Below are 14,119 nucleotides of genomic sequence, written 5' to 3'. Positions count from 1 at the left end.
AGAAAATAGCGTAATTGGGGCAGGATTCAATGATTTCATTCACGCGCTACCGGCGGGTAGCAGCGCTTGTGTTTTTCACAGCCTTTTCAGCCACCGAAGCGGCGGCTCAATCCACTGCGATCAATAGCGGCGACACGGCGTGGATGCTGTCCGCGACGGCGCTCGTGCTGTTCATGACCCTGCCCGGGCTTGCGCTGTTTTATGGCGGACTGGTTCAGTCGCGGAATCTCCTGTCTGTGTTGATGCAATGTTTCGCCATTGCGTGCCTCGCCTCTGTTTTGTGGATCGCGGTCGGCTACTCCCTCGCCTTTGGCGATGGCGGCGCCCTTAACGGCTTCTGGGGCGGATTTTCAAAATCATTCTTCGCCAATATCGGCCGGGACGGCGCATCGGGAGCGATTCCGGAATCTGTCTTTGTGATGTTCCAGATGACTTTCGCCATCATCACGCCCGCTCTCATCGTCGGCGCCTATCCTGAACGGGTTAATTTCGGCGCGGTCCTGCTGTTTTCCGCCCTCTGGCTGTTGCTCGTCTATGCACCCGTCTGTCATTGGGTGTGGGGCGGCGGCTGGCTGGCCGAAAAAGGCGTCATCGACTTTGCCGGCGGACTTGTCGTGCACGCGACGGCCGGCATATCCGCGCTTGTCTTTGTCGCCATGCTTGGCTCCCGCAGAGGTTTTCCGCGCGAGATCAAACCGCCGCACTCCCCCGGTCTCACCATGATTGGCGCCGCCATGTTGTGGGTCGGCTGGTTCGGCTTTAACGCGGGCTCCGCCCTCGCCGCAGACGCCAATGCGGGCATGGCCATGCTAGTCACGCATCTTTCAGCGGCCACGGCGGCCCTCGCCTGGATGGCGATTGAACGGATCAAATATGGCAAGGCCAGCCTTGTCGGCGCGGTCACCGGCATGGTTGCGGGACTCGCGACCATCACCCCCGCCGCCGGTTCCGTCGGTCCGCTTGGGGCGCTGGTTATTGGCGCGCTGGCGGGACTTGTATGCTTCTATGCGGTTTTGACATTCAAGACGCGATTGCATGTGGACGATTCTCTTGATGTGTTTGCGGTGCACGGCGTTGGCGGCATTTTGGGCATCTTGATCCTGCCTTTCCTCGCTTCATTCGGACCCGCCGCGCCCGGCCTCGGCGACGCCAGCATCTTCGGACAATTTTCAACGCAACTTATCGGCGTCGTGGCTGTTTGCGTTTGGTCTGCTTTGCTGAGCTTTGTCATTCTCGCAGCGGTGAAACTAGTGACGCCGCTTCGCGTCAGCGAGGATCACGAGACCGAGGGACTTGATATCCGGTCTCATGGCGAACGCAGTTACAGTCTGTAGGCGGTCAGGGAGAACAGCCTCATGAAATACATCATTGCACTCATAAAGCCCGAGCAACTGGACCGCGTACGTGACGCCCTTGACGGATTGTCGATCAGCGGCATGACCGTAACGGAAGTGCGCGGCTATGGCCGCCAACGCGGACATAAAGAAGTCTATCGAGGCGTCGAATACGACATACAGTTCATGCCGAAAATGAAAATTGAACTCGCCGTGCCGACAGAGCTGGCCGACAAGGCGGTCGTTGCGATTCAGGAAACAGCGCAGTCCGGACGCATCGGCGACGGCAAAATCTTTGTGCTCGATCTTGAAAACGCGATCCGCATCCGGACCGGCGAAGTCGGCGCCATCGCGCTGTAGACCCGTCGCAACGATGACAACCATCGCGAGAAGACAATGAAGGCACGCCACCCAACGCGCCTTAATTGAGTTTGCAAAATGCGCGAAGCGCCGCGGGCGCTCCCCCCAAAACTGGGTAAACTCCCTTGTTTACCTGCTATAACAAGCACTTGCCACTTGCACATCAGTCTTAGCCGAGTAAACTTCTCCTGCGTCAACATTGGCGTGTAAACTCTTGTAAGGGGGAGTAAATGAAACTCAAACTGGTCGCCGTCGCTATTGCGTCGGCGCTTTTCGCTACGCATGCGCATGCCGCGGCTGTGCCTGTGGATCTTTCAAGCTGGACAAAAGACGGCAATGGCAATTGGACGCTTGCGCCCGATAACAACAGCGTCTTCCAGTCTCTGAACAGCGCGCCAACAACCTTTCACAATGGCGAAAACAGTCAGGGCAAAGCCCTCGCTGGCACCATCACTGTTGAAACAACTGCTGACGACGACTTTATCGGCTTCGTCCTCGGCTACACGCAAGGCGACATCGCCGGAAATACGGACACGGACTACATTCTGATCGACTGGAAACAGCTTAACCAGGCCGGTTGGGACGCCGGTATGTCGATTTCACGGGTGACCGGCGCAATCCAGACATGCGGCACCTGCACGGGTACAGACCCGTGGGATCATGACGGCAATGTAGAGCTGCTCGCCCGCGCGAACACTCTCGGCAATGTCGGCTGGTCTGACAACACAACCTACAACTTCGAAATCGAATTCACGGCCACAAATATAAAAGTGTTTGTGGACGGCGTTTTGGAGTTCAACATTTTCGGCACGTTCGCAGACGGGGCTTTCGGCTTCTACAACTTCTCACAGGAACGCGTGCGATATGCCGGCATCACCGAAGAGGTCTTGCCGCCAGCGAGCGAAGTGCCGCTCCCTGCTGCGCTGCCGCTTCTGCTTTCGGGCATAGGCGCGCTGGGATTCTTCAGCCGCAAAAAACGCAAAGCAGCCTGACGACCACAACAACTCAACTAAAAGCGCCGCCCTTTTGGGCGGCGTTTTTTCTTTTGGGCCTTAGGTGTGACGGCGTTCGCCCGCCAAAGCATCATGCAAATGCGCCCAGTTTTCCTGGTTGCCCGCCGCCAATAAGGGCCGGCCAACAGTAAGCATCGGCGCATAGGGACTTTCGTCATCGAGATAGGCGGCGCGACCGCCGATTTCACCCAGCATCAAAATGCCTGCGGCGTGATCCCAGGGATAAACGCGCGAATAAAGCGCGAAATCACGCTCTCCCCGCACCAGATTGATATAGGCATAGGCGGAGCATCGCGCCGGACCGGTTTCAAACCGCTCGCGCAGAATTGGCGTGATCTGTTCTTTCCAGTCGGGCGTCAGTGAGTTCATGGCGCGATAGCCGGTCAAGCCGGCTTCCGCCGGCGCGAGCGGGCCAAGTTGCTCGCCCCGCCATGTCACCCCATCGCCATGGGATGCAACGGCGCCCGCATGATCGGGAATCGCGTAGATCCAGCCCTGACGCAGTTCGCCATTTTCGATCAGCGCGACGATGGTTGCAAATTCACGCCGGCCTTCGACAAAATTTCGCGTCCCATCAAGCGGGTCCACGATCCAGAATGCGCCGCGCTCATGATCGAGCCGCCCAAGCAATTCCGCATTTGCAGCCGCGCTCTCCTCGCCGATAAAATCCGCGCCCGGATATAATCCGCACAAGGCTTTTTCCAGACGCGTTTCTGCGGCTTGATCGGCGGCGGTGACAAAATCCTGCGGTCCGGATTTGGTGCTGATGTCGTGCTCTGCAAGCGCGCCGAAGCGCGGCAGAATCTCTTCCTCCGCGATCTCGGCGATCAGCGCTTCAACTTTTTCCGGATCAACAATCATGCTTGTTTTACAGAGAAATCCTCGTCGGCGGCGGCGACCGCCGCAGGAAAGAGCTTGAAGAATTGTCCTTCGGTCTTTTTCGACATGCGCGCAACAATAATCATGTCATCGCCGCTGGCGAGTTCCTCGACGATTTCCGCGCGCGCATGCAGCCAGGCGCGCGCAGCCCCACCGGCGCAGGCAGGCGCAGGCTTAGCGTCTCATGTCCAGCGGTCAGCGCTTCTTCAACAAGATCAAGCAACCGACCGACACCCTCGCCGGTTTGCGCCGAAATCGCCGCCCGGACCGGCGCGGCTAGCGTTCCGGGCTCGCCATTTTGCGACAAGCGCGCGATCGCTTCGGCGTCGAGGCGGTCATCGGAATCAAGCAAGTCAATCTTGTTCAACGCCTCAATGACCGGGCGATTATCATCACCCTTGACGCCCAGTTCACCCAGCACCTTGATGACGTCTGCGCGCTGCGCATCGCTATCGGCATGGGCGATGTCACGCACATGGACGATAATGTCCGCTTCCAGCACCTCTTCCAGCGTCGCGCGAAACGCCGCGACAAGCTGCGTCGGCAAATCGGAAATAAATCCAACCGTGTCGGACAGGATCGTTCTGACGCCGGAGGGAAGATCAATAGCGCGCATGGTCGGGTCGAGCGTCGCAAACAGCAAGTCTTCCGCCATGACGCTCGACTTGGTGAGCCGATTGAACAGGGTCGACTTGCCGGCATTGGTGTAGCCAACCAGCGCCACGACCGGATGCGGGGCGCGCTTGCGTTTAGCCCGTTGCAAGGTGCGCGTGCGGCGCACTTCATCAAGCTTTTTCTTCAGACGCACGATCTTGTCATCAAGCGCGCGCCTGTCGCTTTCGATCTGACGTTCGCCGGGGCCGCCGAGAAATCCGGCGCCGCCGCGCTGGCGTTCCAAGTGCGTCCATGACCGCACCAGGCGCGAGCGTTGATAATTGAGATGCGCCAGTTCAACCTGCAACCGGCCTTCCGCCGTTTGCGCCCGGGCGCCGAAAATTTCCAGAATGAGCGCCGTGCGGTCGAGCACCTTCGCATTCCATTCTTTCTCAAGATTTCGGTGTTGCACCGGCGTCAGCGCGCCATCGACAATCACCAGCGCCGGACGCGGATCATAGCTGGCGAGCTTGGCGTTGATCTCTTCAACCTTGCCCGACCCCATCAAGGTCGCGGGTCGCGCTTTCACAACCGGCGCCACCATTGCGTCCACGACGTCCAGATTGATCGCCGCGGCCAGACCCACAGCTTCTTCCAGACGCGATTCCGGGTCGCGCAGGTTCTCCTCCCCGCGAATCGCAGGGTGAACCACAAGGGCGCACAGATTTTCAGACGCTTCAGGTTCTGACATGTCTACAAACGAATCTACAAATATCGGCGCCCCCGCAGAATGACTGCGGGGCCGCCATGGCTCACTCTTCTAGCATCGAAAGTCGCGCAGGTCCTGCTGCACGCCGCGCAAAGAGCTTATTCGCCCTCTTCGCCGTCCCAGAGCATGACCGGAGACTGCGGCATGATGGTGGAAATCGCATGCTTGTAGACTAGCTGGGCATGACCATCACGCTTCAAGAGCACGCAGAAATTGTCGAACCAACTGACAATGCCCTGCAATTTCACGCCGTTTACGAGGAAAATCGTCACCGGGATTTTCGCTTTACGAACGTGGTTCAGGAATGTGTCCTGTAAGTTTTGCTTTTTATCCGTCATTTTATCCCGCTTCTCCGAGTCGGTTGTTTATATTGCAGCGCAACAAATATATTGGCTCGGAAATTACGGGCTGGCAACATCTTTACGCGCCCGGTGGGCGATAAGTTCTGCGATTCACTCAAGATTTAGGGGTGAAGAGCCGAATTTTCAGCCGCTTGCGGCCCGGGCCTTATAGGCCTCCCGAAGCCGGAGGGCGACCGGACCCGGCTTGCCGGAGCCGATCTGACGTCCATCGACTGAGGTGATAGGCGTCACAAAGGAGGTTGCAGAGGTGAGGAACATCTCCGGCGCGGCCATCGCCTCCTCCAGCGTGAAGCGCCGCTCGATCACCTTGATCTGTAGCTCTTCCGCACAGGCGATAGCGGTTTGACGGGTGATGCCGCCGAGAATTTCGTTGCCTTTTGGGTGCGTGATGATCGCCCCGCTCTCATCAACCATCCAGGCGTTGGAGGAGGAACATTCGGTGACATATCCGTCGCGCACCAGCAGCGCTTCATATGCGCCGGCCTTTGTCGCTGCTTCTTTCGCCAGCGCGTTGGGCAACAGGCCGACCGTCTTGATGTCGACGCGTCCCCAGCGAATATCCGGCTGGGTGATGACGCCGACGCCGCGCTCCGCCTTGGCGTTCGCCTTGTTCGGGCTGAGACGGCGCGCCGTTAGCACCAATGAGGGCGGCGTCCCTTCAGGAGGAAATGCATGATTGCGCGGGGCCACGCCGCGCGTCACCTGCATATAGACCAGCGCGTTTTTGAGCCGGTTGCGGCGCACGACTTCGTTCATCACGACTTTCAGCGCATCGCGCCCCATCGGCGCCGCCATGGAAAGCTCGCTCAAGGAACGATCAAGGCGCGCCAGGTGCCCTTCCATGTCCCAGTATTTTCCGTCGACGACAACACAGACTTCATAAATTCCGTCTGCAAACTGATAGCCGCGATCTTCGATATGAACGTACGCCTGATCGATCGGAACATACTGGCCGTTTACATATGCAATGCGTGGCATGGGACTACCATCTCCAGAAAGCGCGATTGACGAGAGCGAGCGCGACCGCCGCCTCCAGCCGCCCGAGGATCATTCCCACCAGCAGGAGCCAGCGCAAGGGCTCGTCAAAGACGGCGTATCCATCCGCGTGTTGCGCCGCAAGCCCCAGCAAGGGCCCCGTATTGCTGAGCGCCGCTGTGGCGGCGGCCGCAGCGAGGTCAAAGGAATGACCGCCCATCGACAAGGCCAGAAGCAGGCCGGCAAGAGTCAGCGTGAACACCAGAAAATGCATCCACACACCAAGCTCATTCGCCACCTGGCGCGTGCCAAACACGGCGCTGGGCGTGATCAGCCGTCTGACTTCCTCGCGCGCGCGGCGCATGATCACCAGCCAGCGCAAAATCTTGAACCCGCCAGCCGTCGAGACAGCGGCGGCGCCGATGATCGACGTCACCAATGCAACCAGCAAAGGCGGCGCCTCGCCGATCAGATAGCCATTGGTGGTGACCAGCGAGGCCGCATTGAACAATTGCGGCGCCAGGAGCAGCAAGTCGCCGGCGCCGGCAGTCACCCAAAACAAAATCGCCGCCCATAGCACAATCATCAAATAGGCGCCGGTCTCAATATCGCGCAGCTTTTCGCGTTCGCCCTTCATCACCCGAGCCAGCAGGATGAAATTGACGCCGCCTAAAAGCGTGAAAAAGAAAATCGCGGTTTCGACACTCGTGGAGTATCCGGCGAGGCCATTGGTGTGAGGAATGAAGCCGCCAGAGGCCGCCGTCGTCATCGCCATGATCACCGCATCAAGCGTCGGGGCTCCGGCGGCGGCAATCGCCGAGAACGCAGCGAGCGTGACAATCAGATACACCCCCGAAAAAGAAACCACCGCATTGCGCAAGGGGCGCAAATAGGAATCGCGTTCGCCGCGCGAGAATGGCGGGAGCAGCGTGTCGATGCCGATAAATGCCGGGCGGATAAAGATTGCAGCGGCAATCGCCAACGACGCCAGCCCGCCGAGCCATTGCAGTTCGGCCCGCCACAACGCGCCTGCGCGGCTGGCGATGGCGCTGTCATGGGACAGCCAGGCGCCCGTAGTGGTCAATGCGGAGACCGCTTCGAAATAGGCGTCGGAAAAGGACAATCCTTCCGCCATGATCGGCAAGGCGGCGAAGACCGGAATGACGACCCACCAGATCAGAACGACAAGCATGGCGCCGCGGAAGCCGGAAGGCTGCCGCTTCCCCAAAGTCGCAGCATAGGCCCCGGCGCTGACCAAAGCGGACGTCGCCATCGCGAACAGATAGGCCGCCGCCAAATGCTCGTCTCCGGAAATCGCCATGATCAGCGGCGCCAGCATCGCCGCAGCGACAATCCCCAGCAGCACCGCAGACATGCGCAATATGCTCGTTAACGCCATTTGGCCGCCCTGCTCATCGGCGCCTAGAAATATTCAATGCTGACACGGAACATCTGCTCGACGTCTTTGACATTCTCACGCATCGACATCAGCACGATCCTGTCGCCGGCATTGATCACCATGTCGCCTGTCGGCATCTGCACTTCATTGTCGCGGAAGACCGCGCCGATCATCACCCCTTCAGGGAGATTGGCCTCGCGCAAGGGCTTGCCGACAAGCGGCGAGGTCTCAAGCGCAACCGCATCAATCAGTTCCGCCGCTCCGTCGGACAAGGAATAGACGCCCTTAATGCGGCCGCGCCGTATATGCTGCAGAATAGTGGAGATGGTTGTTGCGCGCGGATCGACAAAACGGTCGACGCCAACGGCTTCACTGATCGGGCCGTAATCCTGATCGTTGATCAGCGCCATCGAGCGGCGCGCGCCTTCTCGCTTGGCGACAACGCCGGCGAGGATGTTGACTTGATCATTGTCGGTGACGGAAACCAGCGTTTCTGCTTCGCTCACGCCCGCCTCGCGCAAGATGCCGCGATCCAGCCCGTCGCCTTGCAGGACGATGGTGCGCTCCAGTTCTTCGGCGATGTATTCCGCGCGTTTTCGGTCCCGTTCGATCAGGCGGATTTTCATCGAGCCCATTTTTTCAAGGCCCTTGGCGACGAACAAGCCGATATTGCCGCCGCCGACAATGATGACCCGACGCGCCTGGCGCGCCGCCTCGCCCATGATTTCAAGCGCCCGCGAAACATCGGTGATGTCCGCGATAAAGAACACGCGGTCGCCCGGCTCCAGCATATCGCCGGAATGGGCGCGCCAGAGATTGTCCCCGCGCTTGATGGCGACGATGGTGATTTTCAGGTCCGGAAACAACTCCGCTACCTGACGCAGGGGCGTGTTCACAATCGGACAATCGTCGCGCAGCTTCACGCCCACGGCGCATACCCGCCCATCGACAAAGGTCTTCAATTCAAAAGCGCCGGGCGTCGCCATGCGCTGAATGATCGCCTCTGAAACCTCGCGCTCCGGCGAGATCACCACATCGATGGGCAAATGATTGCGCGAAAAAATATCGGAGTAGCGCGGGTCGAGATAGCCTTGCGCACGTACCCGCGCGATTTTTGTCGGCACATTGAAAAGCGAATGGGCGATCTGGCACGCCACCATATTCACTTCATCAGAGAAAGTGACGGCGATGACCATGTCGGCTTCGCGCGCACCAGCTTCTTCCAGTGTTTCAGGATAGGCGCCATTGCCGACGACGCCGCGCACATCAAGCTTCTCAGTGACCGAGCGGATCAGTTCTTTTGACTGATCGACCACCGTCACTTCGTTGTTCTCACGCGACAGACGCCGCGCGATGCCGACGCCCACGCGGCCGGCGCCGCAAACGATCACGCGCATGACCTGATAAATCCTCTTTCTTGTCGCCCCAGCGTCCTACGCGAAGTCTTACGCGCTTTCCACACGCGCCTGACCGTTGACGCCAAGGGCTTTCAGCTTACGGTGCAGCGCCGAGCGCTCCATCCCGATGAAAGCCGCCGTCCGGGATATATTGCCCCCGAATCGGTTGATCTGGGCAATAAGATATTCACGTTCAAACCGTTCGCGGGCCTCGCGCAAGGGCAGCGTGATAATCTGCTCAAGCCCCTCGCCCGCCGGAATCGACAGCCCGGAATCCATCACTTCGGTCGGCAGGTGCTCGCAGGTGATCTCGATCTCGGGGTCGCGGCCCATGAGAATGAGCGTGCGCTCGATTACGTTGCGCAGCTGGCGAACATTGCCCGGCCAGGCGCAAGCCTGAAGTGCGGCGATGGCCTCGGCGGAAAGCGGCCGCTTTGGCAGGCCGGACCCTTTGGCGATGCGGTCGACAAAAAACGCGGTAAGCGCAGGAATGTCTTCGCGGCGCTCATCGAGACCCGGCGCATTGATCGAAACCACATTGAGGCGGTGATAAAGATCCTCACGGAAGCGCCCCTCCCCGGCGAGCGAAAGCAATTCCTGAGAGGTAGTTGAGACGATGCGCACATCGACCTCCACCGCCTTTTGGCCGCCGACGCGCTTGAACCGTTGCTCGACCAAGACGCGCAAGATCTTCCCTTGCGTTTCGAGCGGCATGTCCGAGATTTCATCGAACATCAACGTACCGCCATGGGCTTTTTCAAGCAGGCCGATGGCGCGGGTGGCTCCCGCTTCGTCTTCAATGCCGAACAGCTCTTCTTCCATCCGGTCCGGTGCGATGGAGGCGGCGCTGACCACGACAAAGGGCCGCGAGCCGCGACTGGAGCGAGCGTGAAGCAACCGTGCGATCATTTCCTTGCCGGACCCTGGAGGACCGGAGATCAGAACCCGCGAGCGCGCATCGGCGACGCGTTCAATGACATTGCGCAAGGACGCAACGGCGGCGGATGAACCGATCAATCCCCAATCCGGCGCGCGCTCGCGCAATTCGGAAACTTCACGGGTCAGGCGGGCGGCCTCCAGCGCGCGATTGGCGGCGAGGATCAGGCGGTCCGCATTGAACGGTTTTTCAACAAAATCATAAGCGCCCCGCTTGATCGCAGCGACGGCGGTTTCAATCGTTCCGTGGCCGGAGATAATGACGACAGGCAAATCCGGATGCAGCTTTTTGAGCGCTTCCAGGATCTCGATCCCATCCATCTCCGAACCTTGCAGCCAGACATCCAGGATGACGAGCGATGGCAACCGGTCACGCACCGCCGCCAGCGCCGCCGTGGAGTTCGCCGCAGTTCGCGGCGAAAAGCCTTCATCTTCGAAAATACCCGAGATCAGATCGCGGATGTCTTCTTCATCGTCAACAATAAGGACATCAATACCCATATACGTAATCACTTTCTTTCTTCGTCGTTATTCAGCGGCCGCTGTGAGATGCGCGGCGTTTCGTGTTTTTTCCCGCAATACGGAAATCGTAATCCGCGCGCCGGTGGCGCCCAGAGAGTGATCATCGGCGAATTCAAGCGCGCCGCCATGTTCCTCTGCGACCTTTTTCACAATCGCCAGGCCAAGCCCGGTGCCCTTGGCTCTGGTGGTCATGTAGGGCTCAGCAAGGCGATGGCGCTCTTCTTGCGGCAGGCCGACGCCATTATCGATAATATGAACCTTTGTGTGCGCGCCGTCATTCTCTATGCGCACAAGAATTCTGCCGGGTTCGCCATCTTCATTCGCCGCGAGACGCCCGCCAATCGATTCCGCTGCGTTTTTGAGCAAGTTCGACAGCGCCTGAACGATCAGCCGCCCGTCGCATTGCGCAAGGGCGGGCTCATCCGGGGCTTCGACGGTGAATTCAACTTCCGGGAAGGCGACTTTTTGCGGGAACACTGCGGCTTTGACCAGTTCGCGCATGTCTTCGCTATTGATCACCGGTTTCGGCATCCGCGCAAATGAGGAGAACTCGTCCACCATCCGGCCGATATCACTGACCTGGCGAATGATCGTGTCCGTGCAGCGTTCAAACACTTCCGGATTGGAGTGAATTTCGCCGAGATATTTCCGGCGCAGGCGTTCAGCGGAAAGCTGGATCGGGGTCAGCGGGTTTTTGATCTCATGAGCAATGCGCCGCGCAACATCACCCCAGGCCGCGTTGCGCTGGGCGGCGATCAACTGCGTGATGTCATCAAACGTGGCGACATAACGCTCACCATTGCCGGCCTGATCTTTCACAATGCGCACATTGAGCGTTCTGGTGCGGCCATGGCGCGTGACGTCAACCTGATCGCCAACTTCCGCGAAAGCGGATCGCGCAGACTGGTCAAGCAGGGCGCCCAGTTCCGGCATGATGTCATTGATGTTCAGACCGGTCAGTTGCCCGGCATCCGCGTCAATCAACTCTGATGCGGATTTGTTCGCAATGGTGATGCGCCCGTCCGAGGCGAGGCCGATGACGCCCGCCGACACGCCTGACAGCACCGCTTCGGTAAAGCGGCGGCGTTCATCGAATTGCCGGTTGGTGTCCACAAGGTCGTCGCGCTGCGTTTGAAGCTGCGCGGTCATGTGGTTCATGGAGCGCGCCAGCGCGCCAAGCTCGCCATCATCCTTATGCACCTCGACGCGTGCGCCAAGTTCGCCGCCGGAAACCCGTTCGGCCATGTTGACCAGGCGCCCGATCGGCTGAACCAGTCGCGTCGCCGCCAGCAGCGCCAGCCAGATCGCGCCGAACAAAATGATGATCGCCAGCACAATATACCCGGCCAGGAACACCCGTTCCAGGCGCGAGCGGCCAAGCTCAGCCTCACGCCAGTCGGCGATGACTTCCCGCGCAGAAAAAATCCGGCCTGTGGTCTTCGGATCGATGCGGTAATAAGCGATCAGATAGCCGCCGCCATAATCTTCTATCGGCAGCGTGCCGCGGAACATGTCGTAGGTTTCGTCATTATTCACGCCGAATACGAACTGCCCGCCCGGCACCTGCGCATCTTTGATCTGCTTGAATATATCCGCGGAGGGCAGCGAATAATCACCGGGCTCAAGCTCTGCGCGCACCAACAGGTTCATATCGCCGTCGATAAGATAAAGCGCCGACAGGCCGCGGATTTGCGCTTGTGCAAATATATAGCGGCGGAAACTGATCGGCGTTTGCTCAAACCCGATGCCGCCCTCTTCCTGGCGGTGAATATCGAAAGCGATTTCGCGAATGGTTTGTTGCGCTTCCGCAGAATTGAAATCAATCAAGCCGCGCGCGAGGTCGCGCACGGTTTCCTGATAGCGGTCGATGCGCTCGCTGAAGACGTCGTTCAAACTGGCGCGCAGAATGGTGAACGCAAACAGAAACGCGATCACAGCCGGCACCACGGCGAGCAGCGAGAACAGTCCGACAAGCTGCATATGCGTGCGCGAACCCGCAAGCTGGTTGCGCCGGTTGGACCAGACATGGAAAAGTCGCGCACCCACCAGCAATGCAAAGCCTGCGGCGATCACGATGTTGCCGATGATCATCCACATCAGGAAGGCGCGATCCACGCGCTCGACCAATGGAGACATCAAAAACCAGGTTGTCAGAAACGCGATCACACCGGCGCCGGTCAGCGCCGCAGCAGCCGTCGTGTTGGACAGCGCCCATTGCGGTATCAAGCGCCGATTAGCGCCGTCCTTGTCGCCTTGATTGTGCTTTAGACCACTCAACTCTACGCCATCCTGAGTGGGGCCTGCGCCCTGTTTGATTTCCGCCTTTTGGCGCTTCCCGATCCAAACCCAGTTGGGCGCGGGCCGGGCTAGAAAGCTCCAAGCGAGCGCGATGTTGCGACCGTTGTTGCAAAAAATCAACACCTTTGTTGCCAAAATGAAACAGGGTAAATTCTCGCCAATTGGCTGCGGAAACGCCAGACAGTTCGCCTGGCGCCGACAACGCCTCAGGCGGCGTTTTTCGCGGCCAAATCCGTTTTACCGGCGAAAAATCCCGCCAGCCCATCGACCACCCGCTCGGGCGAGGCAATTCGACAAAGTTCGCTGCGAAAAGCCCGGCGCTCGGCTGGATCAAGCTCAAGCGGCGCATGATCGACCGTGGCGGCGAGGTGCTTGCGCGCCATTCGCACGCCGAGCGGCGCGCCATAATGCGCGATCGTCTCCTGATAATGAGTGATTGCTGCGTCTCGCTGAACCTCCAGCGGGGGCGCCGACAAAGCCTTGCCGGTTTCCAGTGCCGTCGCCAGCGCGCCGGGCAGCCACGGCCGACCGGTCGCCGCACGCCCAATCATCACCCCGTCCGCGCCGGACTGGTTCAGGGCCTCGCGCGCCGTCACCTCGTCAGTGATGTCCCCATTGACGATCACCGGAATGGAAACCGCGTCTTTCACCGCCCGGACTTCCGCCCAATTGGCCTCGCCGGTGTAGAAGTCATTCCGCGTGCGGCCATGCACCGTAACCATCTGCACCCCGGCGGCCTCCGCCCGTGACGCGAGTTCCGGCGCGTTGAGGCAATTCCAGTCCCAACCCAAACGCATTTTAAGGGTCACCGGTTTCGACGTCGCCGCGACCGTCGCCTCGATCAAGGTCAGCGCATGATCGAGATCGCGCATCAGCGCAGAGCCCGAAAGCACGCCCGTCACCTGCCGCGACGGGCAGCCCATATTTATATCGATGACATCGGCGCCAGCGGCTTTCCGCCAGCCGCGCGCCCTCCGCCATCCAATGCGGCTCGCGCCCGGCGAGCTGGATGACAAAGGGGAAGATCTCCCCATCGCCCTCAGCCCGGCGCACGACATCGGGCCGGCCCCGGATCAGCTCCTCACAGGCGGTCATCTCCGAGACCACAAGCCCCGCGCCAAAGCGCGCAACCGCCCGCCGGAATGGCAGGTCGGAGACGCCGGACATGGGCGCCAGCGCGACATTGTTCTTCAGCTTTATGTCTGCGATCGAAAACATTCTTCAGCGGATGTGTTGGCCTGACGGGTATTTAGCCTTTAAAGCATGGCGTTACAAATCGCT

The 14,119-nt window shown here is 59.7% G+C and carries 11 protein-coding genes and 1 pseudogene; 3 read left to right on the top strand and 9 right to left on the bottom strand.

Annotated elements, in window-relative coordinates:
• Window positions 1-29 precede the first annotated feature (29 nt).
• The 3 genes from AC0L8G_RS10810 (at window position 30) to AC0L8G_RS10800 (ending at window position 2,686) form a co-directional block, all read left to right on the top strand.
• Entirely contained in the window at window positions 30-1,334 is a 1,305-nt protein-coding gene (locus AC0L8G_RS10810; RefSeq protein WP_473384206.1) for an ammonium transporter, read from the top strand.
• A gap of 21 nt (window positions 1,335-1,355) precedes the next feature.
• Complete coding sequence (locus AC0L8G_RS10805; RefSeq protein ID WP_473384205.1) at window positions 1,356-1,694, top strand: P-II family nitrogen regulator; 339 nt, start codon at window positions 1,356-1,358, stop codon at window positions 1,692-1,694.
• Window positions 1,695-1,924: 230 nt separating this feature from the next.
• The gene (locus AC0L8G_RS10800; protein ID WP_473384204.1) at window positions 1,925-2,686 is read left to right on the top strand and encodes a VPLPA-CTERM sorting domain-containing protein; all 762 of its coding nucleotides are present in this window, start codon (window positions 1,925-1,927) and stop codon (window positions 2,684-2,686) included.
• A gap of 60 nt (window positions 2,687-2,746) precedes the next feature.
• Here the strand turns inward: AC0L8G_RS10800 and AC0L8G_RS10795 are convergent, their stop codons facing one another.
• The 9 genes and pseudogenes from AC0L8G_RS10795 to dusB all read right to left on the bottom strand — a co-directional run bounded on the left by AC0L8G_RS10795 (window position 2,747) and on the right by dusB (window position 14,005).
• The gene (locus AC0L8G_RS10795; RefSeq protein ID WP_473384203.1) at window positions 2,747-3,568 is read right to left on the bottom strand and encodes an inositol monophosphatase family protein; all 822 of its coding nucleotides are present in this window, start codon (window positions 3,566-3,568) and stop codon (window positions 2,747-2,749) included.
• A 100-nt stretch (window positions 3,569-3,668) separates the two neighbouring features.
• Complete coding sequence (gene hflX / locus AC0L8G_RS10790; RefSeq protein WP_473384202.1) at window positions 3,669-4,931, bottom strand: GTPase HflX; 1,263 nt, start codon at window positions 4,929-4,931, stop codon at window positions 3,669-3,671.
• 116 nt (window positions 4,932-5,047) lie between these two features.
• Window positions 5,048-5,287 carry an RNA chaperone Hfq gene (hfq, locus tag AC0L8G_RS10785; RefSeq protein ID WP_473384201.1) on the bottom strand — a complete coding sequence of 80 codons (240 nt, stop codon included), beginning with the start codon at window positions 5,285-5,287 and terminating at the stop codon, window positions 5,048-5,050.
• 147 nt (window positions 5,288-5,434) lie between these two features.
• A complete protein-coding gene (locus AC0L8G_RS10780) occupies window positions 5,435-6,289 on the bottom strand; it encodes a D-amino-acid transaminase (protein WP_473384200.1) in 855 nt (284 codons plus the stop codon).
• Between the two features lie 4 nt (window positions 6,290-6,293).
• Window positions 6,294-7,685 carry a potassium transporter TrkG gene (locus tag AC0L8G_RS10775; RefSeq protein WP_473384199.1) on the bottom strand — a complete coding sequence of 464 codons (1,392 nt, stop codon included), beginning with the start codon at window positions 7,683-7,685 and terminating at the stop codon, window positions 6,294-6,296.
• Between the two features lie 23 nt (window positions 7,686-7,708).
• Window positions 7,709-9,082, bottom strand: coding sequence for a Trk system potassium transporter TrkA (trkA, locus tag AC0L8G_RS10770; protein ID WP_473384198.1), 1,374 nt, complete (start codon window positions 9,080-9,082; stop codon window positions 7,709-7,711).
• 48 nt (window positions 9,083-9,130) lie between these two features.
• Complete coding sequence (ntrX, locus tag AC0L8G_RS10765) at window positions 9,131-10,519, bottom strand: nitrogen assimilation response regulator NtrX (RefSeq protein ID WP_473384197.1); 1,389 nt, start codon at window positions 10,517-10,519, stop codon at window positions 9,131-9,133.
• A 27-nt stretch (window positions 10,520-10,546) separates the two neighbouring features.
• Window positions 10,547-12,817 (bottom strand): sensor histidine kinase, encoded by a 2,271-nt coding sequence (locus AC0L8G_RS10760; RefSeq protein ID WP_473384196.1) that lies wholly within the window; start codon window positions 12,815-12,817, stop codon window positions 10,547-10,549.
• Between the two features lie 227 nt (window positions 12,818-13,044).
• A pseudogene (dusB, locus tag AC0L8G_RS10755) lies at window positions 13,045-14,005 on the bottom strand (tRNA dihydrouridine synthase DusB).
• Window positions 14,006-14,119: the final 114 nt, after the last annotated feature.

This window comes from Hyphococcus sp. D3-15 (assembly GCF_055809375.1).
This window is presented reverse-complemented; position numbering and strand designations above follow the sequence as displayed.

Excerpts from the sequence above, each read along its gene's own strand:
- hflX (WP_473384202.1), bottom strand. The coding sequence starts at position 4,931 with ATGTCAGAACCTGAAGCGTCTGAAAATCTGTGCGCCCTTGTGGTTCAC.
- AC0L8G_RS10775 (WP_473384199.1), bottom strand. The coding sequence starts at position 7,685 with ATGGCGTTAACGAGCATATTGCGCATGTCTGCGGTGCTGCTGGGGATT.
- AC0L8G_RS10795 (WP_473384203.1), bottom strand. The coding sequence starts at position 3,568 with ATGATTGTTGATCCGGAAAAAGTTGAAGCGCTGATCGCCGAGATCGCG.
- AC0L8G_RS10780 (WP_473384200.1), bottom strand. The coding sequence starts at position 6,289 with ATGCCACGCATTGCATATGTAAACGGCCAGTATGTTCCGATCGATCAG.
- trkA (WP_473384198.1), bottom strand. The coding sequence starts at position 9,082 with ATGCGCGTGATCGTTTGCGGCGCCGGCCGCGTGGGCGTCGGCATCGCG.
- ntrX (WP_473384197.1), bottom strand. The coding sequence starts at position 10,519 with ATGGGTATTGATGTCCTTATTGTTGACGATGAAGAAGACATCCGCGAT.
- AC0L8G_RS10805 (WP_473384205.1), top strand. The coding sequence starts at position 1,356 with ATGAAATACATCATTGCACTCATAAAGCCCGAGCAACTGGACCGCGTA.
- AC0L8G_RS10800 (WP_473384204.1), top strand. The coding sequence starts at position 1,925 with ATGAAACTCAAACTGGTCGCCGTCGCTATTGCGTCGGCGCTTTTCGCT.
- AC0L8G_RS10810 (WP_473384206.1), top strand. The coding sequence starts at position 30 with ATGATTTCATTCACGCGCTACCGGCGGGTAGCAGCGCTTGTGTTTTTC.
- hfq (WP_473384201.1), bottom strand. The coding sequence starts at position 5,287 with ATGACGGATAAAAAGCAAAACTTACAGGACACATTCCTGAACCACGTT.